This is a genomic window from Streptomyces rubellus, assembly GCF_036323805.1.
In the GTDB taxonomy this organism is placed as follows: Bacteria; Actinomycetota; Actinomycetes; order Streptomycetales; family Streptomycetaceae; genus Streptomyces.
The window spans coordinates 319,110-341,014 of record NZ_JAZDCX010000001.1 but is presented as its reverse complement, the minus strand read 5'-3'; the positions used below and the strand labels follow the sequence as shown (position 1 = coordinate 341,014).

Here is a 21,905-nt window from a genome sequence, read left to right as displayed (position 1 = left end):
CGCCGCCCCGGCCCGTTCGGTCCGTCGCGGGAGGGGAGCCGCGGCGGGCACGGCATGAATGTTCCTCACCAGTAGTGTGCCGCCGCCGATCCTGGCGGACGAGAGCGGGGTGGTCAAGAATTCTTGACCGTCCGGCTTTCATGCGTCAGGATCGTGCCGCAGGGCCCGCACGGGGGATCCACGGGGGATCCACGGGGGAAAGTCGGTCGGCCGACCGCACCATCTTCACCTGTTCCACCTCTCCCCTTCCAGTCCCTCCCGCTGTCTCCTTCCGCGCGGCCACGCATGCGCCGGCGCCAGGCGGGACATCCTCTGCCGCGTGCCGTCGCGTGCCGTCGTCGCATCCCGTCGTCACGGCCCGTCCGGACGACCGGGGCAAGGATCGGGAGGGCGAGCACCACGGCACTCGGGCCCACCGGCACCCGGATCCGGCACCCGCCGTACGGCCGGGTGCCCCACGGCCGCCCGGCAGCGGCCCGGTGACGGCCGTGCCGCGCCGACTGGGCGCCACCCGCCGGTCCGCGCGCCCACCGCCACGGCGCCACCGTGCCCCGGGCAGACCGCCTCCGGGAACGGCGGCCCTTCCCCGCGGACCCCACGCGTCCGTACGCACCAGGCGCACACCGGCGAGCCGGACGCCGCCCGCCCGGCCCCGGCGTCCGTGCCCGATCCCCGAGGACTCCGAGGAACCGCCCATGCCCATCCCCACCACTGCCCCCAGGGACCGGCTGACCGCGGCGTTCCGCCGCGCCGGAGCGGCCGGACGGGCCGCGCTGGTCGGCTGTCTCCCCGCCGGCTGCCCCACCGCCGAGGACAGTGTCACCGCGCTGCGCACCCTGAGCTGGCACGCCGACGTCCTCGTGATCGGCACCCCCCTCGGCGACCCGGTTACGCCGGGCCCGGCCGCGCCGCCGGTCACACCGGCCGCCGTGCTGGAGATCCTCCGGGAGGTGTCGGCGACCGCCGGCGTCCCGGTGGTGCTGACGGCCGGGCGGGAGCTGCTGCTCCGGTCCGGTCCCGGGGCGCTGGCCGCCGCCGTGGCCTCGGCGGGCGCGGCGGGCGTGGTGCTGCCCGATCTGCACCCGGCCGGTCCCGAGGCGGGCCGCTGGCTGGCCGCCGCCGTACGGCACCGGCTCGCCACCACCTTCCTCGCCGACCACGACCGGTTCCCGGACGCGGCCGTCACCTCCACCGGGTGGGTCCATCTCCCGGCCAACACCGATCCGGCGGGCGCCGCCGGAGTGCTCGATCTGACCGACCTGCGCCACCGCACCGGGCAGGCCAGACGGCTGACCACCGCCCCCGTGTGCACCGGCATCGGCATCACCAGCCCCGAACTGGCCGCGGCGGCGGCACCCGGGGTGGACGGGGTGGCCGTCGGCTCGGCCTTCGTCCAGGTCCTCAAGGACGCCCCGGAGCGGGCCGCCGCCATCAGCGAGCTCGACCACCGCGCCGCCCGCTACGCCGCCGCCCTGCGGGCCGTCCCCGGCGGCCGGCGGCGGGAATGCCGCCGGGAGGCGAACGGTTGCGACCGGTGGCTGGCGCGCCACGCGCCACGAGACCGGCCGACGAGTGAGCGAGGTTGCCGATGAGCGTGTCCCTGCCGACCGGGGAAGCGGTTCAGCCGGAGCCGGGGCCCGGCCCCGATCCGGGCGCGGACGCGGCGGCGCCGGAGGAGACGGCCTTCGGCATGGTCGTCCTCGGTTCCGGCGGCGACGGCGGTGCCGCCGGCTGCGCGGGCGGGGTGTGCGCGCTGTGAGCGAGGCGGAGGAGAAGACCGGCACGGTACGGATCGAGGTCTGGTCGGACGTCGTCTGCCCCTGGTGCTACATCGGCAAACGGCGTCTGGAGCGCGCCCTGGCGGACTTCGGGCACGCCGACGAGGTGGCGGTCGTCTGGCGCAGCTTCCAGCTCGACCCGTCCTTCCCCAGGGGCGTACGGCAGCCGGTGCCCGAGATGCTGGCGAAGAAGACCGGCGCCTCCCCCGAGCAGGTGCGCGCCATGAACGAGCGGGTCACCGAGCTCGCCGCGCGGGAGGGACTGGACTACGCCCTGGAACGCACGGTCATGGTCAACACCGTCGACGCCCACCGGCTGACCCACCTGGCGAAGGAGCACGGCCTGGGCGGCCGGGCCCACGAACGGCTGCTGCGCGCCCAGCTCGTCGAGGCGCGGACCCTCGACGACCCGGACACCCTCGTCCGGCTGGGCACCGAGATCGGGCTGGACGAGGCGGAGGCGCGCCGGGTGGTGACCGGCGACGCGTACGCCCGGGAGGTCGAGGCCGACATCCGCGAGGCCCGGACGCTGGGCGTCACCGGGGTGCCGTTCTTCGCCTTCAACCGCGCCTTCGCCGTCTCCGGCGCCCAGCCCGCCGAGACGTTCCTGACGGCGCTGCGCAGGGCCCACGAGCACGCCCGTACGCCGTCGGCCTCCTGACAACCCGGCTGCCGTACCGGCCGGGGCCCGGTGCCGGGCCCCGGCCGGTACGGACCGGCGCGTCACGGCGTCCTGCCGAATGTCATCAGCGCGCAACAAGCCCCCCGGCCACCGAACCCGTTCCCGGAAGCCCCCGTTCCCCCGGACAAGAGCCGGTCGCGACGACCGCAGCACAGTCCCGTTCCGAGAACCCCCGGGAGAGCCACCTCATGCCGATCTCTTCCATTCGCGGCCCCGCCACCGTCTGCCTCCTCGCCTCCGGCATACTGACCCTGACGGCCTGCGCCGACGGCACCGGCCTGCGGACCGAGCGGGAGGCGGAGCCCGCCACGCTCTCGGCCGGGGAGCCGGAAGCCGTCGTGGGCGACCTGTACTACGTCGCGCCCGGCCAGATCCGGGTCGGCGAACGGGTCGTCACCCTCACCGAGGAGACCGCGATCTGGGGCATGGGCCGCCTCTGCGGCGAGCCCGGGGCCGAGAGACCGACCAGGTGCACGATGGAGCAGTTCCGGGCGTCCCTCATGGACGGCGACATCAGGGTCAGGGTGCTCACCGAGGGCGACAGGGCCGTCGAGATCCTGGACGAGCACGTCCTCCGCGACCCGGCGGGGACCGGCCGCGGCACCGAGGAGGACACCGAGGAGGACCGGGACGGGAGCGAGAGGACCACCGGGCCCTGACGCCCCCGCACGACCACGCCCCCACCACCGACCGGAGACCGGAGCGACGCCCATGGACCTCCTGCCGTTCGCCCCCGAGTACGCGCCCCTCGTGGCGAGTTGGGCGCGCTCCGCCGAGGAGGCCGTGCTGTGGTGCGGCGAGCGCGAGTTCCCCGTGCCCGCGCGGCGGATCGCCGAGTGGCAGGAGCAGGACTGGGTCCACTCCCGGCTCCTCGTCGCGGACGGGGCAGCGGTCGGGTACGGCGAGCTGTGGATCGACGACGGGAACGGGACGGACGGCGAGAACGGCGAGGACGAGGCCGAACTCGCCCGGATCATCGTCGCCCCCGCCGCCCGCGGCCGGGGACTCGGACGCGCCCTGGTCCGGGGGCTGGCGGCCGAGGCGCTGTCCGCCGGGCGTTCCGAGGTCTTCCTCCGCGTCCACCCGGACAACCCCGCCGCCCTGCGGTGCTATCTGAACGCCGGTTTCGCCCCCGTCGACGCGGCGGCCGCGCAGACCTGGAACGCGGGCCAGCCGGTCGACTACATCTGGCTCCGGCTGCCGGACTTCGCGCGCTCCCGGGCCAGCACGCCGGACTGACCCCGGCACCCGCCCTCCCCGTTCGCCCGGATGTTATCCGGATGCGGACGCACACCGGCGACCGGAAGACTTCGCCCATGGGCGGACGGCGGCGACAGCGGCGGCAGACCTTCGCGGACCTGGTGAAGGCCGTGGCACGGGAGGGCGAGGACGCGCCCGCCCGCCGGGACGAGGCGGTGTCCGCCGGTCCCGGGCCCGGCCTCAGGCGCGACGGGACGCTGGTGGACCCGCAAGGGCGCGTCCACGAGCAGGTCCGCGAGACGGTCTCCGCCTCCCGCGCCCTGTCGGCCGCCGCGTCCGGGGCGCTGGTCGTCTGGGATCCGTGCGGCTGCGGCGGCGGCTGCGGGTTCCGCTGGCTGGACCCGGAGGAGGTGGCCGCGCTGGTGAGGTCCGGCCCGCCGCGCGTCCGGAACAACAAGCGGCACATCGGCAACATCTCCGAGTGGCACGCGGCGGACGGCTCGGTCCTGCTGCTCGCCGAGGAGGCCGTCCACTGGGGCGAGTCGCTCGCCTGACGCACCGGCACGCGCCGTTCCGCGGCACCTCCCACCCGTCACGAGCACACGGCCGCGGACGTTCCGCTTCGGCTGCTCCGGCGGCAAACGCCGGGCTCCCGGCCGGAGTTCACCCGCCGCCCCGCTTCCGTTCCGCCAGCCCCGGGGAAACGTGTCGAGCATGGGGAACGATTCCACCGTTCCCGGGTATTGACGCCCCTGTTAACGAGCGCTTAACGTCCGTGAGCCATACGTCCGGAAACTTTCCGGAAACTTTGAGAAGGCCGACCGAAAAGGGAGCCCTCCAAATGAGAACCATCCGTCTCGCCACTGCGGTCGTCGCCACGGCCGCCCTGGCGCTGCCGCTGACGGTGACCTCGGCCACGGCCGCCCCGTCCGCCGACAACAAGGCTCCGCGCCACTCCAACGCCAAGTTCGAGCGCCTGCGCTGGGCCGCCCCCCCTGGGTTCTACGTGGGTACCGCGGTGGCCGGCGGCGGCCACCACCTCGAGCAGGACTACCCGGACCCGTTCACCCACGACAGGCCGTACCGGAAGCTCCTGGCGCAGCAGTTCAACTCGGTCTCCCCCGAGAACCAGATGAAGTGGGAGTTCATCCACCCCGAGCGGGACCGCTACAACTTCGAGGCGGCCGACGCCATCGTCGAGTTCGCCCAGCGCCACCGCCAGGTCGTGCGCGGACACACGCTCCTGTGGCACAGCCAGAACCCCGAGTGGCTGGAGCAGGGCGACTTCTCCAAGGAGGAGCTGCGCGAGATCCTGCACGACCACATCACCACTGTCGTCGGCCGCTACAAAGGCAAGATCCAGCAGTGGGACGTGGCCAACGAGATCTTCGACGAGCAGGGCAACCTCCGTACCCAGGACAACATCTGGCTCCGTGAGCTCGGCCCGGAGATCATCGCCGACGCCTTCCGCTGGGCCCACGAGGCCGACCCGAAGGCCAAGCTGTTCTTCAACGACTACGGCGTGGAGAGCGACAACGCCAAGAGCGACGCCTACTACGCGCTCTCCCAGGAGCTGATGGAGCAGGGCGTGCCCGTGCACGGCTTCTCCGTGCAGGCGCACCTGAGCATGCGCTACGGCTTCCCGGGCGACCTCCAGCAGAACCTGGAGCGGTTCGACGAGCTCGGCCTGGAGACCGCGGTCACCGAGCTGGACGTGCGCATGGACCTGCCGGAGAGCGGCGTGCCCACCGAGGCGCAGCTCGAGCAGCAGGCCGACTGGTACCAGCGGACGCTGGCCGCCTGCCTCGCCGTCGAGGACTGCAACTCCTTCACCATCTGGGGCTTCACCGACAAGTACTCCTGGGTCCCGGTGTTCTTCGAGGGCGAGGGCTCGGCCACGATCATGACCGAGGACTTCGAGCGCAAGCCCGCCTACTACGCCCTCCAGTCCACCCTGAAGGAGGCCAAGAGGACCGCCTGGAAGGAGGCGTGGGAGAAGGCCTGGAAGGACTGGAAGAAGGAGTGGAAGAAGGACTGGCGGCGCCACTGAGCCCGCCCGCCCGCCGCGGCTCCCGCGGCGGGTGACCCGAGCTCCCGGGCTCCGGTCCCCCGCCGGGCCCGCCACCGCCGCACCACCCGCGGTGGCGGGTCCGGCCCGTACGGCCTCACGGGCGGCTCACAGCCGATCGCCCCGGCCGGCCGCCGGTGGCGGACCCACCGGGCCGCCGCACACGGCGCCGGGGACGACGGCGGCCCGTTCGAGGTCCGGCAGTACCGGCCCGGCCGTCCTGTGGGACCGGGCGGAGGCCGCCTGGTACGCCTTCGAGGCCGAAGGCCGCCCGGAACAGGACGAGTCCGGCCCGACCGTCACCCGCGACGGCCAGGTGTGGCCGCGCGACCCAGGCCGATCCGGCCGACCCCGCGCCGGGCAAGTACCCGCCGAGGCAGCCCTGCCGGCCGTGACGGCGGGAGTCCCCTGCTCGTCTCCCCCCGGACCGCGGTACGCCGGGCCGGTGCTCCCGCGGGACGCCGATGGACCGCGCGCCGCCGCGCCCGCGCGCAACATGTTCGTGGTTGCCCGCTGTGCGGGGGCGGCTACGCTTCTTCACCGGGACGCCGCGTCTCATCGGGAGCCGGAGACCGGAGAGGACACCATGACCCTCGGCGCGGAGCATCTGGTGATCATCTCCGTCCTGGCCTTCTTCGCCTACGGTCTCAAGGGGCTGACCGGCTTCGGACCCGCGCTGCTGTTCGTCCCGGTGGCGTCGGTGCTGTTCAACCAGCCGCTCGCGGTGGCCGCCTCCGGTGTCCTGGACGCCACCTCCGGAGCGGCGCTCACCGCCGCCGACGCGCGGATCCGCCGGGGCCGGGAGGGACTCCTGATCGGCACCACCATGGCGGTCGGGACCGCGGTCGGCGTCGTGGTCCTGAGCCTCGTTCCGGGACCGGCCTCCGCGGCCATGCTCGTCCTCGCGATCCTCGTCGGCCTGGCGTCGGTGGTCGCGGCCCAGCTGAAGGGCCCGGTGGAGCAGTCCCGGAAGACCGGCCCCCGGGGCGGGGCGGTCGGTCTGCTGGCCGGCTTCACCGGCGGCGTCACCGGGATCAGCGGCCCTCCGCTCGTCATCTACCTCCAGCGCGTCCTGACCCCGCACGACCTCAGGATCGTGGTGACCCGCGTCCTGCTCATATCCGCGGTGGTCCGGGTGGCCACCTTCCTCGCCGTGGGCGACGGCATCGCGAGCGCGATGCTGCTGGCGCTGGTCTGCCTCCCGATGCAACTGGTCGGCATCCTCACGGGAAGCAGGCTCTCCCGCCGCACCTCCCCCCGAAGCCTGGCCACGGTCAACAGCGCGATCGTCGCCGCCTCCGTCCTGCTCGCGGCCTGCAACGCCTTCTGGACCACGGGGGTGCGGCCGTGACCGTGTCGGCCGGCTTCGCCTTCGCCGCCTGCGGCGGCCGGGCGATGCTGAACGGACGTCCGCACGGCGGACCAGGAGAAGGTGAACCGGCATGAGGGACGGCGGCACCGCGGAGAACCCGCCACCGCGTACGGCGGAGGCGGACACGCCGGACGGGACACGCACCCGCACCGGGACGGTACCGGCGAGCCGTACACCGCCGGCAGCCGCCGCCGAGCCGCCCCTGACCGCCGTCACCGGCGTGCGGCAGGTGCTGGCCGTGGTCCTGCCGGTACGGCTGCTGCGCGAACCCGGTGAACACGGCCCCGGCCCGGAGGCGGGCGGCTGGGAGACGGGCCCGCTTCCCTTCTCGCTGGGCGAGCGGCGCACCGACGCCGCGACCCGCGCCGTCCACTTCGCCCCGGCCTCCGCCCGGGTGCTGTACGGCACCCCGGACCGCCCCCGCCGCTGGCACCGGCCGGCGTCCGTCGAGCACGGCGGGCTGCTCCTGGAGGGCCTGGAGCTGCTGCGCACCGCCACCGTGCGCGGGCCCGACTGCGCCCTGGCCGTCCTGCACTTCACCGTCGCCCGCCCCCTGCTGCCGGTGCTGCGGGCCATCGGCCACCGCCCCGGGGCCGACCCCGACCCGCTCACCGGTCCCCTCGATCCCGGGCGCCTGCTGGGGGACGTCGCCGAGGTGCGCGACCCCGTCGGCACGTTCGCCATCGCCCGCCCCTACACCGTCGCCTTCCTCACCCCCGGGCCCGGCCCCGGCCACGCCCCGGCCCTGCGCTCCACCCCGCAGACCCCCGTGCCGCCCGGCGCCGACCGCTGGCTGTGGCAGCTCGCCTCCCGCTCCCAGCCCTCCGACTACCCCCTGGCCCCGGAGACCGCCGCCGAGGAGCTGTCCCGGGCGGTACGGATCTCCGCCGACTGGAGCGCCCTGGTCCTGCGCCACGGCGCCGCCTTCCTCGGCCACCGCCCCGACCCCGGCGGGGACGAGGACTTCCACGCCTTCGCCGCCCTGCACGCCCGCACCGTCTACCTCGACGCCCTGCTGCTCGGCTCCCTCCAGCGCGACCACATCGACGAGCTGACCGACGAACTGGCCGCCGTCTTCGACACCCCGCGCCTGGCGCCCCGGGTCGCCGCCCTGGAACGGAACATCGCGCGCTTCCGCAGCACCTACTGGCGCCAGCACCTCACCGCCCACGGCCCCGCCAACGGCCTGCTGCTCGCCTTCCAGAACCAGCACCGGCTGCCGGAGCGCTTCACCGGGATCCTGGCCGAGGCTGCCGACTACAGCCGCCTCGTCCAGACCCAGGAGAGCCAGCAGATCAGCGGTGCGCTCGGCGTGCTGACCATCCTCGGCCTGCCGCTGGGCACCGCCCTGGGCATCCTCCAGGTCCTCGGCGACGAATCCCCCACGCACCTGCTGGCCGCCCTCGGCCTGGCGGTGGCGGTGACGGCCGCCGCGCTCACCACCCGCTACGGCCGCCTGGTGCTCTCCTCCCTGCGCGGCACCCCCGACCCCGGCCCCGGCCGCCGCCCGCGCCGCTGACCCCCGGGCAGCGGGCCCGGGTCCGCCGTCCGGAAACCGCCCCCCGGGGTCCGCGCGGCGCGCATAGGCTCTGGGGGCGCGCGGCAGGCCGGGGCGCGCCGAGCCCATGCCCGTGGGGTGAGCGGAGGGAGCGTCCCGCTGTGACGCGTGCGCACGAGGAAGAAGTCCTGGCCCGGATCGCCAAGGGGCTCGTCTACACCGAGTCGGAAGCCGCCTTCCTCGCCTTCCGGCGCCGCGCCGAGCAGATCTTCGAGTACAACCACACCCCGCCGGGCGAGGCGGAGAAGCGCCGTTCGCTGCTCACCTCGATCCTCGGCTCGGTCGGTAAGCGCACCGAGCTGCTGCCGCCGTTCCACGCCGCGTTCGGCAGCAACGTCCACATCGGCGACGACTTCTTCGGGAACGTGAACCTCACGTTCGTCGACGACGTCGAGATCCGCATGGGCGACGGCGTCATGATCGCCCCCAGCGTGACGCTGACCACGACGGGCCACCCGGTGCACCCCGCGCGCCGCACCGACTTCGGGCGGTCCTCGGAGCCGATCGTGATCGAGGACAAGGTGTGGATCGGCAGCAACGCGGTGGTCCTGCCCGGCGTCCGCACCGGGTACGGGTCGGTCATCGGCGCCGGCAGCGTCGTCAGCCGCAGCATCCCCCCGATGACCGTGGCGTTCGGCACCCCCTGCCGGGTGGTCCGCCCCATCACGGACGAGGACCTCGCCACCCGCGCCGCCGAGCGGTAGACGGGTCCGGGCCCGGCGGCGTTCCGCACCCGGGCGAAGCGGTGCGCTTCCGCCGCGAACCCATGGGACGCGGGCACCCTGACGGTACGCGCCCGCGTCCCGGCACAGCCGCCGCGCCGAGCGCCCCGGCCCGCTCCTCACCGATCTCCCGGCTTCGTGACGGCGGTCAAGGGCAACGTGCTCTGCCCCCCGGACCGGCCCCGCCGTTCCTCCACCCCCTCCAGGAGCGGCGGGGCTTCCGTCGCTCCCTCCGCCCAAGGCGCAGAGGCCCACGAGCGGGCGTGACCACAGGACGCCGACACCGCTGCCGGACGGCTGCTCACCATCCCTCCCTGCCGCCCGGGACAACGGGGCCCGGGCAGGGCGCTACCGCGCCGCCGCACCGGCCGGCTCGGAGTGGGTGGTCATGCGGTCGACGACCCGGAGCGCCAGGCGGCGGCCGAGGAACCGGCTCGCGAAGATCATGGTGCGGTTCATCCGGCCCGCGATCACGCTGGGCGGCGGGTTCCGGCGGTCCAGGGTCCGCAGTGCCGTGCGGACGACGTCGGCGGGTGGCCGGAGCGGGCTGCCGCCCGCGGCGGCCTCCGAGCCCGCCACGTCGAAGAACTCCGTGCGGGTCGCGCCGGGCGACAGCGCGAGGACGCGCAGGCCGCTGCCCCGGGACTCCTGCCACAGGGCCTCGGTGAAGTGCAGCACGAACGCCTTCGCGGCGCCGTAGACGGCCAGGTTCGGGGTGGACTGGTAGGCGGCCGTACTCGCCACGTTGACCAGGACGCCCCGCCCGTGGACACGCAGCTGCTCGATGAAGACACGGCTGATGTCGACCACGGCGCCGACGTCCAGGGCCACCTCCCGGCTCAGCCGGCCGGGATCGATCTGGTGGAAGCGGCCGTGGGTGCCGAAGCCCGCGTTGTTGACCAGGCTCGTGACGTCGAGGCCCCGGGCGGCGGTCTCGTCCGCCAGACGCCGGCCCGCCCCCTCCGCGGCCAGGTCCATGGGGAGGGCCGTGGCCCGTATGCCGTGCGCGGCGGTGAGCTCGGCGGCCAGCTTCTCCAGGCGGTCGGCACGGCGGGCCACCAGCACGAGGTCCGATCCCCGTTCGGCGAGCCGGCGGGCGAACTCCACGCCCAGACCGGCACTGGCTCCGGTGATCAGCGTGGTCTGCCCCCGGTAGTCGACCGCGTTCATGAAGAGCTCCCCTCGGAACGGCGGCCCGGACCGGCCGCTCTCTCACCATAGCCGAATGTGGCAGTCGATGACAGGTAGACATCAAGTGACCGACAGTCTCCGGGCGACGAGATACGGAAGGCGGACCTCTAAGCTGGGCCCATGGGCAGGAATGAGGCGCCGACACTGTGGGACCGCTCTCGGCAGGCGGCGATCGAGAGCATCCTGGACACGGCGCTGCGCCTGTTCGCCGAAGAGGGCTACGAGGCGACGACCACCGCCCGGATCGCCCGGGAGGCGGGCATCTCCCAGCGCTCCCTGTTCCGCTACTTCGGCTCCAAGGAGGACCTCGTCTGCGGGGAGCAGGACGCCCGCGGCGTCCTGCTGAAGGAGACCGTGGCGGCCCAGCCGGACGACGTGTCCGTATGGGAGGCGCTGCGCACGGGGCTCATCGCCGCCACCGCCCCCGAGCACCCGCCCGAGCGCGCCCTGGAGATCTCCCGGCTCATCTACACCACACCCTCGCTGCGCGCCCGGCAGACGGAGAAGCGGCTGCGCTGGCAGGAACTGCTCCTCCCCGAGGTGGAGCGGCGAATGGCACTCGACGGCGAACCCGTCCCGCGGGCGGGGGCCCTCGCCGTGACCGGGACCGTGTTCGCCTGCATGGACGCCGCGGTCGGCGCCTGGGTCGCGAGCGGCGGCACAGCCGACGCCCTCGCCCTGTACGACGAGGCCGTCGCGGCGGTGCGCGGGCAGAACTGAGGGCGGAACCCGGCAACACACCTCGCCCACCCCACACACAAGGCCCGCCCGACCCGGCAATCCGGCCGCGGACAGCCTCCCGGCTCATCACGACAGCAGAACAGAAGCATTCTCGCTATCGACGATAACAGAACACCGCTATCACCTTGACTCATCATCGAAAACATGATTCCGTTATCACCGGAAACACGAGTCAAGGAGAGACAGATGCACGGGAACAAGCGTGTCGCCGTCGTCACCGGCGGGTCCCGCGGCATCGGCCGCGCAGTCGCCGAGCGGCTGGCCGCCGACGGACAGGCCGTCGCCATCGCCTACGCGGGCGACGACACCGCCGCCCGGGAGGCGGTCCTGGCGATCGAGAAGGAGGGCGGCGAGGCCTTCGCCGTCCGGGCCGACATCGCCGACGAGGAGGCCGTCCGGGCCCTGTTCGACACCACGGAACACCAGCACGGCGGGGTGGACGTCGTCGTCAACGCGGCAGGGATCATGCGGCTCTCCCCGCTGGCTGAGCTGGACCTGGACGTTCTGGACCGGATCCACCGCACCAACGTCCGGGGCACGTTCGTCGTCAACCGGGAGGCGGCCCGCCGCGTCCGGCCCGGAGGGGCAATCATCAACTTCTCCACCACGGTGACCAGGCTGAGCCTTCCCGCCTACGCCGCCTACGCGGCGAGCAAGGCGGCCGTCGAGGCGATCGGCCCCATCCTGGCCAAGGAGCTGCGCGGCCAGGACATCACGGTCAACGCCGTCGCTCCCGGCCCGACCGCCACCGAGCTGTTCCTGGACGGAAAGAGCGAAGAACAGATCGAGCAGACAGCCGCTCAGAACCCGATGGGGCGGCTGGGTACCCCCGAGGACATCGCCGAGGTGGTGTCGTCCCTGGCGGGCCCGGCCCGCTGGATCAACGGCCAGACGGTCTACGTCAACGGCGGTGCCGCCTGAGAGCGGTCCCACGCCGCAGCGCGCCGGATACGCGGCGCCCGTCGGTCCCGCAGACAGCAGCGAGCCCATCCCCAGCAGCGCGCCGGACCGCGCGATACGTATCGGACCCGCAGACGACAGCGAGCCCGTCCGCCCACAGCGCGCCGGATACGCGGCGCCCGTCGGTCCCGCAGACGGCAGCGAGCGGGAGGGGACGGGGAGGGGCGGCCGTTCCGGACACTCAAGCGTTATTTGCGGCCAATGAGCGGGCAAGGAAGCGTGTCACGGCACGGCCGTAAATCATGCCGTCCGGAACGGTCGCCCCGGACCGGCCCCGACCCCAGCACGCACCGCACCCGCACCCGCGGACGTACCCCCGCACGCAGGCGCGCCGGACCGGCCCGACCGCGAGGCGGTGGGCGGTCCGTGCGGGCCGCGCGACCCGGTGACGGCGTCAGCCGCGGTTGGGCTCCTGGCGGCCGCCCACCTGACCGCTCTTGCGGGAGGAGCGGTCGGCCACGATCACCAGTCCGGCGATGACCAGGAACAGCACGAGGGGCGTCACCACGTACAGGCCCAGGGTCTCGGCCACGCTCAGACCGGTGCCCGGGTCGTCGCCGTCGTCGCGGTAGAGGGCGGAGGCAGTGGGAGAGGCGACCAGGAGCGTCAGCGCCGTGAGGGCGGCGACGGCTCCGGCGCGCGCGGCGTGGCCGGCGCTCCTGATGTTCTTGTTGACCTTGATGTCCACACTTCAACGCTAGCGAACCCGCTTCGCGGTCACGCGTCCAGGGTGGGGTTCGCGGGTGCCTACGGGTGTTCCCGCGGTCCGCGGGGCACATGCGGACCCGGCACCTCCGGACCCGGCACCTCCGGACCCGGCGCCCCCGAACCCGACACCCCCGTCCTCGGGCCCTTCGGGTCCGGACCGTGCAGTTCCTCGCGGACCGTCTCCAGCAGGCCGTGCAGCCGGGACGAGGTGACCAGCTCCTCCAGGGTGACCGGCCTGCCGTCGCCGTCGGCGATGGGCAGCCGCCAGTTGGGGTACTGGTCCCAGGTGCCGGGGACGTTCTGCGGACGCCGGTCGCCCACCCCGTCCGGCAGCCAGACGCCGACCATCTTCGCGGGGGTGCGGGCCAGGAAGCGGTAGACCGCCCTGATCTCCGGCTCCTCGTCCCCCGCACCGTCCAGCAGGCCCAGCCGGACCAGATGGGCGATCCACTCGGCGGTCTCCATCGTGTCCTGGGTCTGCTCGGCGGCCAGCGAACCGGTCAGCAGGCCGAGGCGGTGGCGCAGTTCGACGTGCTCGCCGCTGAGCCGGGCGGCGGTGCTGGGCAGGTCGTGGGTGGTGGCGGTGGCCAGGCAGTCGGCACGCCAGTGGTGCGGGTCCAGCGGCTGGGGCGGGGCATCGTTGCCGGAGCCGCCGGGGCTCCCGGAGCCGGGCGGGGTGTGCCGGTGCTCGTAGTCGCGCTCGAACCACAGCACGGAGGTGCCCAGCACCCCGCGTCCGGCCAGCTCGTCGCGTACGCCCGGCTCGACGGTGCCCAGGTCCTCGCCGATGACGACGGCGTTCGCGCGGTGCGCCTCCAGGGCGAGCACACCGAGCATCGCCTCGGCGTCGTAGCGGACGTAGGTGCCCTCGGTCGGCGGACGCCCCTCGGGGATCCACCACAGTCGGAACTGGCCCATGACATGGTCGATGCGCAGCCCGCCGGTGTGCCGCAGCAGCCCGGACAGCAGCGCGCGGTACGGGGCATAGCCGGAGGCCGCCAGCGCGTCCGGGCGCCACGGGGGCAGGCCCCAGTCCTGGCCGTGCGGGCTGAAGGCGTCCGGCGGGGCGCCGACGGACATGCCGGCGGCGAGGAACTCCTGCTGGGCCCAGGCCTCCGCGCCGGAGGGATGGACGCCCACCGCCAGGTCGTGCACCAGGCCGATGGACATGCCCGCGTCGCAGGCGGTGCGCTGGGCACGGGCGAGCTGGGCGTCGGTGAGCCAGGCCAGCCAGCAGTGGAAGTCCACCCGGTCCAGCAGTTCGTTGCGGGCGCGGGCGGTGGCGGCCGAGCGCGGGTCGGACAGACCGCCGGGCCAGGAGCGCCAGTCGGGGCCGTGGATCTCCGCGAGGGCGCACCAGGTGGCGTGGTCCTCCAGGGGCTGGCCCTGGCGGGCGAGGAAGTCGCAGTAGGCGACGCGGCGGCCGGGGCTCAGCGGGAGGGTGCGGACCAGTTCCAGGGCCTGCCCCTTGAGCGACCACACCGCGTCGCGGTCGATCCGCCCGTCCTTGGTGAGGGTGGCCTCGCGCAGTTCGGCGGCGCGGGCCGCCAGCTCCGCGGCCCGCTCGCGGGCCGTGCCGCTCAGGTAGGCGTACTCGGGGATCTCCTCGACGCGCAGGTGCACCGGGTCGGCGAAGCGCCGTGAGGAGGGGCGGTACGGGGAGGGGTCGACGCCTTCCCCCTCGGCGGCGGGCACCGCCGAGTGCAGCGGGTTGAGCTGGATGAACCCGGCGCCGGTGGCGCGCCCGGCCCAGGCCGCCAGATCGGCGAGGTCGGCCAGGTCGCCCATGCCCCAGGAGCGGGAGGACAGCAGCGAGTAGAGCTGGACGAGGAGGCCGAAGGAGCGGTCCGCCAGGGGCGGGAAGCGGTCCGGCGCCACGATCAGGGTGGCGCGGGACCGGCGGCCGTCGGGAGCCTCGGCGCGCAGGGTGTGGAAGCCGGGGAGCAGGGTCTCCGCGGTCTCCGCGCCCCCGTGGCCGTCCGGGGCGCCGGCACTCCCGGCGGGGCCGCACTCCAGGGTGCGGCCGTCCTCGGTCTCGGCGTGCACCGCCGTGCCCTCGGGCAGCGGAGGCAGGCCGCCGCGGACGGCGGCGGGCGAGGCGGTGGCCGGACCGGCGGACGAGGGGGCCTGCCGGGCGCGTACGACGACGGTGGGCGGGAGAAGCCTGGTGGCCTCCTCCTCCGCGTGCCGTTCCAGGGCCCTGTCGAGCGCCTGGGGTGTGGAGGCGTCCACGCCGAGGGCGGCGAGGACTTCGACGATCGTCCCGTCGGGCACCTGGACGGTGCGGCCCGGGGCGGGGTCGTAGGAGGTGCAGACGCCGTATGCCGCGGCGAGCCGTGCCAGTCGGCTCATCTGGATCTCCCTCGGCTCTCCGTCGGCCCCCGGGGGACTAGATGCCCGCGTCCTCCGTGCCGTATCCCACTCCGGCCGGCTCGCTGGTCAGCGGAAGCTCGGCGGTCAGGGGCGGCTCGCTGGTCAGCGGAGAGGTGTCCGCGAGCGGGGGTTCACTGGTCAGTGGGGCTTCGATGGTGTCGGAGGTGCAGGAGCCGTCCAGTCCGGAGTCGGGGTCGGAGACACCGGACAGATCGATCGGCCCCCGCCCCTGTTTGGGGAGGAGCGGAAGGGGGGTGAGCAGTTCGGCGGACGCGGCCACGGGGGGCCTCCGTTCGTTCTCGTCGGACAAGGTCGCCTTACCCACTGAAACAGAGCCCAGACCTCATGGCGAGAAGAACGTGATCCAGGTCACTTCAGCTTCTGGACAAATGATTTAACGGTGCGGCGCCCTCCCGAGCATAGAACATTATGGCAAAACGGGCATCCCCCCCAAGGATTTCTCGCAGCGTAATGAGTTGGTCATGCGGCGCACACCCTCGTCGGCGCTTCCGCCGAGGACGGGCGGCGGGTGCGGACGGAGCTCGCGGCCCCCGTCCGCCGCCGGGGCGCCCCGCGGACCCACCGGGACACCCCTCGGAACGACGAAACCCGGATCTCAGACAGGTGTTCTGCCTTCGATCCGGGCGAGGGCGTCGTCCGCGCCGTATGGCCGCAAGTACGGCAGCCAGCGCGGATCCCGGTGCCCCGTGCCGATGATCCGCCAGGCCAGGCCCGACGGCGGCGCGGGTTGGTGCCGCATCCGCCAGCCCAGCTCGGAGACATGGCGGTCGGCCTTGAGATGGTTGCAGCGGCGGCAGGCCGCCACGACGTTCTCCCAGGCGTGCTGCCCGCCGCGGCTGCGCGGGACGACGTGGTCGACGCTGGTGGCGACGCCACCGCAGTACGCGCACCGGCCGCCGTCCCGGGCGAACAGGGCGCGACGGGTGAGCGGCACGGTGCCGCGGAAGGGCACGCGGACGAAGCGTTTCAGGCGTACGACGCTGGGGGCGGGTATGGCCTGGGTCGCGCTGTGCATCAGGGCGCCGGAGTCCTCCAGGCTTATCGCCTTTCCGTTGAGGACGAGGATGAGCGCGCGGCGGAGCGGTACGACGCCGAGCGGCTCGTACGACGCGTTGAGGACCAGGACGTGCGGCACGGTGCCTCCTTGTACGTCGGCGGCGCGTGGCTCGCGCCGGGACGATCTCCCCCAGTGTGTCCTGTGGCCTGGTGGCGGCGCCACCACGATCGCGTAACGCACCGGGCGTGTTCTCGACCACATCCTTTCCCCCCTCACCTGGTGCGGAAGCCCGCGTCCCGCCCCCGGCACCGCGACGCCCGGTCCGGTCGGTTATCCACCGTTAGTGTGTGGGACGTGGAACCGATGAGCGAGGCACACAGGACGGCCACCGACACGGCGGGCTGGATCGAGGCGAACTGGGGGGACTGGCTCGCCGCCGGCCTGCGCATCCTGCTGATCGTGGTGGTTGCCACCGTGCTGCGCGCGGTGGTCAGGCGGGCCATCACCCGGCTGATCGCCCGGATGACCCGCAACTCCGAGGCCGAGGCGAGCGGCAACGCGCTGCGCGGCCTGCTGGTCAACGCCGAACGGCGGCGCCAGCGCACGGAGGCCATCGGCTCGGTGCTGCGCAGCGTCTCCACCTTCCTGATCATGGGCACGGCGTTCCTGATCGTGCTCTCCACCCTGGGCATCGACCTCGCTCCGCTGCTGGCCAGCGCCGGTGTGGCCGGTGTGGCGATCGGCTTCGGCGCCCGCAACCTGGTCACGGACATGCTGACCGGGGTGTTCGTGCTGCTGGAGGACCAGTACGGGGTCGGTGACCGGATCGACGCGGGCGAGGCCACCGGCACGGTGCTGGAGATCGGGCTCCGGGTCACCAAGCTGCGCGGCGACGACGGCGAGATCTGGTACGTGCGCAACGGTGAGATCAAGCGGGTGGGCAACCTCAGTCAGGGCTGGGCGACGGCCTCCCTGGACGTCGAGGTCCGCTCCGACGAGGACCTGGAGGAGGTGCGGTCCGCCGTCGCCTCGGCCGGGGAGGAGATGTCGACCTCCGCGCCGTGGGACGAGCAGCTGTGGGCGCCGGTGGAGGTGCTGGGCCTGGACTCGGTGACGCTGGACACCATGGTGATCCGGGTGGCGGCGAAGACCATGCCGGGCAAGGCGCTCCCGGTGGAGCGCGAGCTGCGATGGCGGATCAAGCGGGCGCTGGACGCCCGGGGCATCCGGATGGTGGACGAGGACTCGCTGGCCACCCTGCGCAAGCTGGACGAGGACCTGGAGCGGGATCTCGGCAGGGGTCTGGTGAAGGGCCCGGCGCGGGAGACCCCCGTGAAGGCCTCTGCGGAGGTCCTCCGGAACACCCCGGCGGACCCCGCGCGGAAGCTCCCGGGGGACGCCGCCGGAAACACCGCCGGGGGTGCGGCGAGGGGCACCGCGGCCGGGGACCCGGCCCGGAAGCCCGCCCGGCGCGCGCAGGAGGGCGCCGAGGAACCGGGGTAGGAGCGCACGCCGCCGGAAGCGCTCTGCGGCGTGCCCCGTCGCGCCCCGGCACACCTCAGTTCCGGGCCGCGCTCACCCCTGGTCCGTACGAGTGAGCCGGCCGGGCGCCCCGTTGACGCAGACCGGAGGCGGTCCTACTGTCCTGACCACACACAACAGGAAACCTTCCTGTCAGTGAGACGGACAGTTCGGGAGAGGCGATGGCCGGGACGACACCGGGGACCCCCCGGGTGCTGCGCGCCATGAACGACCGCGCGGCGCTCGAACTGCTCCTCACGCACGGCCCGCTGTCCCGCAGCCGCATCGGCAGGCTGACCGGGCTGTCCAAGCCGACCGCCTCCCAGCTCCTGGCCCGGCTGCAGGCCGCCGGCCTGGTCGTCGTCACCGGCACCAGTCAGGGGCGCCCCGGCCCGAACGCCCAGCTCTACGCCCTCAACCCGGCCGCCGCGCACGTCGCCGGGCTGGACGTCACCACCGCCCGGATCCGCGCGGCGGTCGCCGATGTCACCGGCCGCACCGTCGGCACCTTCGAGCTGCCCGCCCCCACCGGAGGGAAGGCCCGCCGGCACCCCGGGGAGCCCGGCGGTCCCGGGGACGCCGGGGAGACCGGGGACGCCGGGGAGACCGGGGACGCCGTCCAGCGGGTGGTGGCCGCCGTGGACGGCGCCGCCAAGGCCGCCGGTCTCACCCGCGACGCCCTGGACCGCGTCGTCATCGGCACCCCCGGCGCCTTCGACCCCCGCACCGGACGGCTGCGCTACGCCTCCCACCTGCCCGGCTGGCACTCCCCCACCCTGCTGGAGGAACTGGCCGCCGCGCTGCCGATGCCGCTGGAGTACGACAACGACGTCAACCTCGCCGCCGTCGCCGAGCAGCGGCTGGGAGCCGCCCGCGGCCACGAGGACTTCGTGCTGCTCTGGAACGAGCAGGGCCTCGGTGCCGCCCTGGTGCTGGGCGGGCGGCTGCACCGCGGCTGGACCGGCGGCGCGGGCGAGGTCGGCTTCCTTCCGGTGCCCGGCGCCCCGCTGGTGCGCGGGGTCGCCCGCGCGGGCGGCGGCGGGTTCCAGGAACTGGCGGGCGCCCACACCCTGGTCCGGCTGGGCCGCGAACTGGGACTCGAACCGCCGCCCGGCCCGGACGAGGAGGCGGCGGCGGACCTGCTCGCCCGGGCCGCGGAGCACGCCGGGGACGCCACGGGCGGGGACGGCGACGGGTACGACGCCGGGACCGGGGCCGGGACCGGGGGCCCGTACGGGGAGCTGCTGCGGCACACGGCCACCTCGCTGGCGACCGGGCTCGCCGCGCTGGTCGCCGTCCTCGACCCCGAACTCGTCATCCTCTCCGGCGGGGTGCTCACCGCCGGGGGCGAACCGCTGCGCGCGCTGGTCCAGCGGGAGCTGGCCGAACTGGCCGCACCGCGGCCGCGGCTGGTGCTCGGCGCCGTCACCGGGCACCCGGTGCTGAGCGGAGCGCTGGAGAGCGCCCTGGCCGCCACCCGCGACGAGGTGTTCGACACCTCCCGCTGACCCCCTCGTCCCCCGCTCGTCCTTCGTCCTGTTCCCCGTACACCCCCTGCATCCCGTACCGAGGAGGCGCGGCACCCCGTGAAGCTCGCAGTGGTAGGCGGCGGATCGACCTACACCCCCGAACTCGTCGACGGCCTCGCCCGGTTGCGGGACGTCCTGCCCGTCACCGAGCTGGCCCTGCTGGACCCGGCCGCGGACCGGCTGGCGACGGTGGGCGGACTCGCCCGGCGCATCCTCGCCCGGGCCGGCCACCCGGCCACCGTGACCTGCACCTCCGATCTGGAGACGGCCGTGGCGGACGCCGGCGCCGTGCTGCTCCAGCTCCGGGTCGGCGGGCAGGCGGCACGCGAACGGGACGAGTCCTGGCCGCTGGAGTGCGGCTGCGTCGGGCAGGAGACCACGGGCGCGGGCGGACTGGCCAAGGCGCTGCGCACCGTCCCCGTCGTCCTGGACATCGCCGAACGGGTGCGCCGGGCCGCTCCGGACGCCTGGATCGTCGACTTCACCAACCCGGTCGGCATCGTCACCCGCGCGCTGCTGGACGCCGGCCACCGGGCGGTGGGGCTGTGCAACGTGGCCATCGGCCTCCAGCGGAAGTTCGCCGCGCTGCTGGACGTACGGCCGGCGGAGCTGCACCTGGACCACGTCGGGCTCAACCACCTCACCTGGGAGCTGGGCGTACGGCTGGGCGGCCCGGACGGTCCCGACGTGCTGCCCGGGCTGCTGGCCGACCACGGCGGGGCCGTCGCCGCCGACCTGCGGCTGCCCAGGGCGCTGCTGGACCGGCTGGGCAGCGTTCCCTCGTACTACCTGCGCTACTTCTACGCGCACGACGAGGTGGTGGCCGGGCTGCGCGGAAAACCCTCGCGGGCGGCCGAGGTCGCCGGAATGGAGCGGGAGCTGCTGGCGATGTACGCCGACCCGGCGCTGGACACCAAGCCGGAGCTGCTGGCGCGGCGCGGCGGCGCCCACTACTCGGAGGCCGCCGTCGCCCTGACCGCCGCACTGCTGGGCGGCAAGGACGGCACGAACGGCGGCGGTGTGCAGGTGGTGAACACCCGCAACGGCGGCACCCTGCCCTTCCTGCCCGGCGACGCGGTGGTCGAGGTGCCCGCCGCGGTGTCCCCGGCGGGTGCGAGACCGCTGCCGGTGACACCGCCGGGCCCGCAGTACACCGGTCTGATCGCGGCCGTGGCGGCGTACGAGGAGCTGGCCCTGGAGGCCGCCCTGCACGGCGGCCGGGACCGGGTGTTCGCCGCGCTGCTGGCCCACCCCCTCATCGGGCAGTACGCGCTCGCCGAACGGCTGACCGATCTGCTGATCGCGCACAACCGGGAACACCTCGCATGGGCCTGACACCCCTCCCCTCCCCCGCGGCCCCCGCGCCCCCCGCCGCGGCCGCACCGCCCGCCGCCGCCCTGGCGATCGACGCGGGCAACAGCAAGACCGACGTGGCACTGCTCGCCGGGGACGGGAGCGTGCTGGGCACCGCGCGGGGCGGCGGCTTCCAGCCGCCGGTGACCGGGGCCGTGGCGGCGCTCACCGCGCTGGGCGGAACCGTGGCCCGGGCGGCGGCGGACGCGGGGCTGGGCGCCCGGCCGGGACCGGAGTCCGGTGGCCCGGAGCCCGGCACGGGCATCCCCGTCCCGCTGGCCGAACACGTCTCGGCCTGTCTGGCCAACGCCGACCTGCCGCGCGAGGAGCGGGAGCTGGCGAGCCGGATCGACGCGCGGGGCTGGGGCCTCACCAGCGCGGTCGCCAACGACACCTTCGCCGTGCTGCGCGCCGGGCTGCCGGACGACGGCTCGGTACGGCACGGGGTCGCCGTCGTCTGCGGCGCGGGCGTCAACTGCGTCGGGGTCGCCGGGGACGGCCGCACCCACCGCTTCCCCGCCGTCGGCCGGCTCTCCGGCGACTGGGGCGGCGGCGGAGGACTGGCCGAGGCGGCGCTGTGGCACGCGGCCCGCGCCGAGGACGGCCGCGGCCCGGACACCGAACTGGCCCGGGCACTGCCCGCCCACTACGGCCTGGCCGGCATGTACGCGCTGATCGAGGCGTTCCACCTGGGCGAGTTGCCGGGTGAGCGGCGGTACGAGCTCGTCCCCGTCCTCTTCGCGGTGGCCGACGGCGGCGACCGGGTGGCCCGCTCGCTGGTACGGCGGCAGGCGGCGGAGATCGTCAGCATGGCGGTGGTCGCCCTGGACCGGCTGGACCTGCTCGCCGTCCCCACCCCGGTGCTGCTGGGCGGCGGTGTCGTCGCGGCCCGCCACCGGCTCCTGCACGACCGTCTCCTGGAACTGCTGGCCGCGCGCGCCCCCCGGGCCACCGCCGAGGTGGTCACCGCCCCTCCGGTGCTCGGTGCCGGGCTGCGCGCCCTGGACCACCTCGGGACCCCGCCCGCCGCCCACGCCCGGCTGCGCGCCCACTACGGCAGGCCGGACACGCCCCGCTGACCGCCCGCCCGCCCCGGGAACCGGACACCCGCACCGCCGCGTGACGGGACAC

Annotated in this window: 21 protein-coding genes; 16 read left to right on the top strand and 5 right to left on the bottom strand. The window is 74.6% G+C overall.

Going from position 1 to position 21,905, the window contains the following annotated elements; all coding sequences use genetic code 11:
* Positions 1-695 precede the first annotated feature (695 nt).
* The 10 genes from V1L54_RS01420 (at position 696) to V1L54_RS01375 (ending at position 9,362) form a co-directional block, all read left to right on the top strand.
* Positions 696-1,592, top strand: a complete 897-nt coding sequence (locus tag V1L54_RS01420; protein ID WP_330115934.1) for a tryptophan synthase subunit alpha — start codon at positions 696-698, stop codon at positions 1,590-1,592.
* On the top strand, positions 1,589-1,759 hold the full coding sequence (locus V1L54_RS01415) for a hypothetical protein (protein WP_330115933.1): 171 nt from the start codon (positions 1,589-1,591) through the stop codon (positions 1,757-1,759). Before V1L54_RS01420 ends, V1L54_RS01415 begins: the two co-directional genes overlap by 4 nt.
* Entirely contained in the window at positions 1,756-2,439 is a 684-nt protein-coding gene (locus V1L54_RS01410) for a DsbA family oxidoreductase (protein WP_330115932.1), read from the top strand. Before V1L54_RS01415 ends, V1L54_RS01410 begins: the two co-directional genes overlap by 4 nt.
* A gap of 209 nt (positions 2,440-2,648) precedes the next feature.
* Complete coding sequence (locus tag V1L54_RS01405) at positions 2,649-3,119, top strand: hypothetical protein (protein WP_330115931.1); 471 nt, start codon at positions 2,649-2,651, stop codon at positions 3,117-3,119.
* A 52-nt stretch (positions 3,120-3,171) separates the two neighbouring features.
* The gene (locus V1L54_RS01400) at positions 3,172-3,699 is read left to right on the top strand and encodes a GNAT family N-acetyltransferase (protein WP_330115930.1); all 528 of its coding nucleotides are present in this window, start codon (positions 3,172-3,174) and stop codon (positions 3,697-3,699) included.
* 41 nt (positions 3,700-3,740) lie between these two features.
* Positions 3,741-4,214 carry a hypothetical protein gene (locus tag V1L54_RS01395; RefSeq protein ID WP_330115929.1) on the top strand — a complete coding sequence of 158 codons (474 nt, stop codon included), beginning with the start codon at positions 3,741-3,743 and terminating at the stop codon, positions 4,212-4,214.
* 287 nt (positions 4,215-4,501) lie between these two features.
* Positions 4,502-5,710 carry an endo-1,4-beta-xylanase gene (locus tag V1L54_RS01390; RefSeq protein ID WP_330115928.1) on the top strand — a complete coding sequence of 403 codons (1,209 nt, stop codon included), beginning with the start codon at positions 4,502-4,504 and terminating at the stop codon, positions 5,708-5,710.
* Between the two features lie 604 nt (positions 5,711-6,314).
* Complete coding sequence (locus V1L54_RS01385) at positions 6,315-7,079, top strand: TSUP family transporter (RefSeq protein WP_330115927.1); 765 nt, start codon at positions 6,315-6,317, stop codon at positions 7,077-7,079.
* Between the two features lie 91 nt (positions 7,080-7,170).
* On the top strand, positions 7,171-8,619 hold the full coding sequence (locus tag V1L54_RS01380; RefSeq protein ID WP_330115926.1) for a hypothetical protein: 1,449 nt from the start codon (positions 7,171-7,173) through the stop codon (positions 8,617-8,619).
* Positions 8,620-8,759: 140 nt separating this feature from the next.
* Positions 8,760-9,362: a sugar O-acetyltransferase gene (locus tag V1L54_RS01375; RefSeq protein ID WP_330115925.1), complete on the top strand. Its 603-nt coding sequence runs from the start codon at positions 8,760-8,762 to the stop codon at positions 9,360-9,362.
* Positions 9,363-9,728: 366 nt separating this feature from the next.
* On the opposite strand, the gene V1L54_RS01370 is transcribed toward V1L54_RS01375, so the two are convergent.
* A complete protein-coding gene (locus V1L54_RS01370; RefSeq protein WP_330115924.1) occupies positions 9,729-10,550 on the bottom strand; it encodes an SDR family NAD(P)-dependent oxidoreductase in 822 nt (273 codons plus the stop codon).
* Positions 10,551-10,691: 141 nt separating this feature from the next.
* On the opposite strand from V1L54_RS01370, the gene V1L54_RS01365 reads away from it, so the two are divergent.
* Together V1L54_RS01365 and V1L54_RS01360 are read left to right on the top strand one after the other, a co-directional pair.
* The gene (locus V1L54_RS01365; RefSeq protein ID WP_330115923.1) at positions 10,692-11,291 is read left to right on the top strand and encodes a TetR/AcrR family transcriptional regulator; all 600 of its coding nucleotides are present in this window, start codon (positions 10,692-10,694) and stop codon (positions 11,289-11,291) included.
* Positions 11,292-11,498: 207 nt separating this feature from the next.
* A complete protein-coding gene (locus V1L54_RS01360; RefSeq protein ID WP_330115922.1) occupies positions 11,499-12,233 on the top strand; it encodes an SDR family oxidoreductase in 735 nt (244 codons plus the stop codon).
* Positions 12,234-12,666: 433 nt separating this feature from the next.
* Here V1L54_RS01360 and V1L54_RS01355 read toward each other — a convergent pair whose 3' ends face one another.
* The 4 genes from V1L54_RS01355 to V1L54_RS01340 form a co-directional block, all read right to left on the bottom strand.
* Positions 12,667-12,960, bottom strand: a complete 294-nt coding sequence (locus V1L54_RS01355) for a hypothetical protein (protein WP_330115921.1) — start codon at positions 12,958-12,960, stop codon at positions 12,667-12,669.
* Between the two features lie 59 nt (positions 12,961-13,019).
* Complete coding sequence (malQ, locus tag V1L54_RS01350) at positions 13,020-15,332, bottom strand: 4-alpha-glucanotransferase (protein WP_330115920.1); 2,313 nt, start codon at positions 15,330-15,332, stop codon at positions 13,020-13,022.
* Positions 15,333-15,369: 37 nt separating this feature from the next.
* A complete protein-coding gene (locus V1L54_RS01345; RefSeq protein WP_100204818.1) occupies positions 15,370-15,633 on the bottom strand; it encodes a hypothetical protein in 264 nt (87 codons plus the stop codon).
* A gap of 336 nt (positions 15,634-15,969) precedes the next feature.
* Positions 15,970-16,509 carry an HNH endonuclease gene (locus V1L54_RS01340; RefSeq protein WP_100204817.1) on the bottom strand — a complete coding sequence of 180 codons (540 nt, stop codon included), beginning with the start codon at positions 16,507-16,509 and terminating at the stop codon, positions 15,970-15,972.
* 225 nt (positions 16,510-16,734) lie between these two features.
* Here V1L54_RS01340 and V1L54_RS01335 point away from each other — a divergent pair, with 225 nt between their 5' ends.
* From V1L54_RS01335 to V1L54_RS01320, 4 genes are all read left to right on the top strand, one after another.
* Positions 16,735-17,874: a mechanosensitive ion channel family protein gene (locus V1L54_RS01335; protein WP_330115919.1), complete on the top strand. Its 1,140-nt coding sequence runs from the start codon at positions 16,735-16,737 to the stop codon at positions 17,872-17,874.
* A 200-nt stretch (positions 17,875-18,074) separates the two neighbouring features.
* Positions 18,075-19,400, top strand: coding sequence for an ROK family transcriptional regulator (locus V1L54_RS01330; protein ID WP_330115918.1), 1,326 nt, complete (start codon positions 18,075-18,077; stop codon positions 19,398-19,400).
* A gap of 78 nt (positions 19,401-19,478) precedes the next feature.
* Positions 19,479-20,756: a 6-phospho-beta-glucosidase gene (locus V1L54_RS01325; RefSeq protein ID WP_330115917.1), complete on the top strand. Its 1,278-nt coding sequence runs from the start codon at positions 19,479-19,481 to the stop codon at positions 20,754-20,756.
* A complete protein-coding gene (locus V1L54_RS01320) occupies positions 20,747-21,853 on the top strand; it encodes an N-acetylglucosamine kinase (RefSeq protein WP_330115916.1) in 1,107 nt (368 codons plus the stop codon). The genes V1L54_RS01325 and V1L54_RS01320 overlap by 10 nt, the downstream gene beginning before the upstream one ends.
* Positions 21,854-21,905 lie beyond the last annotated feature (52 nt).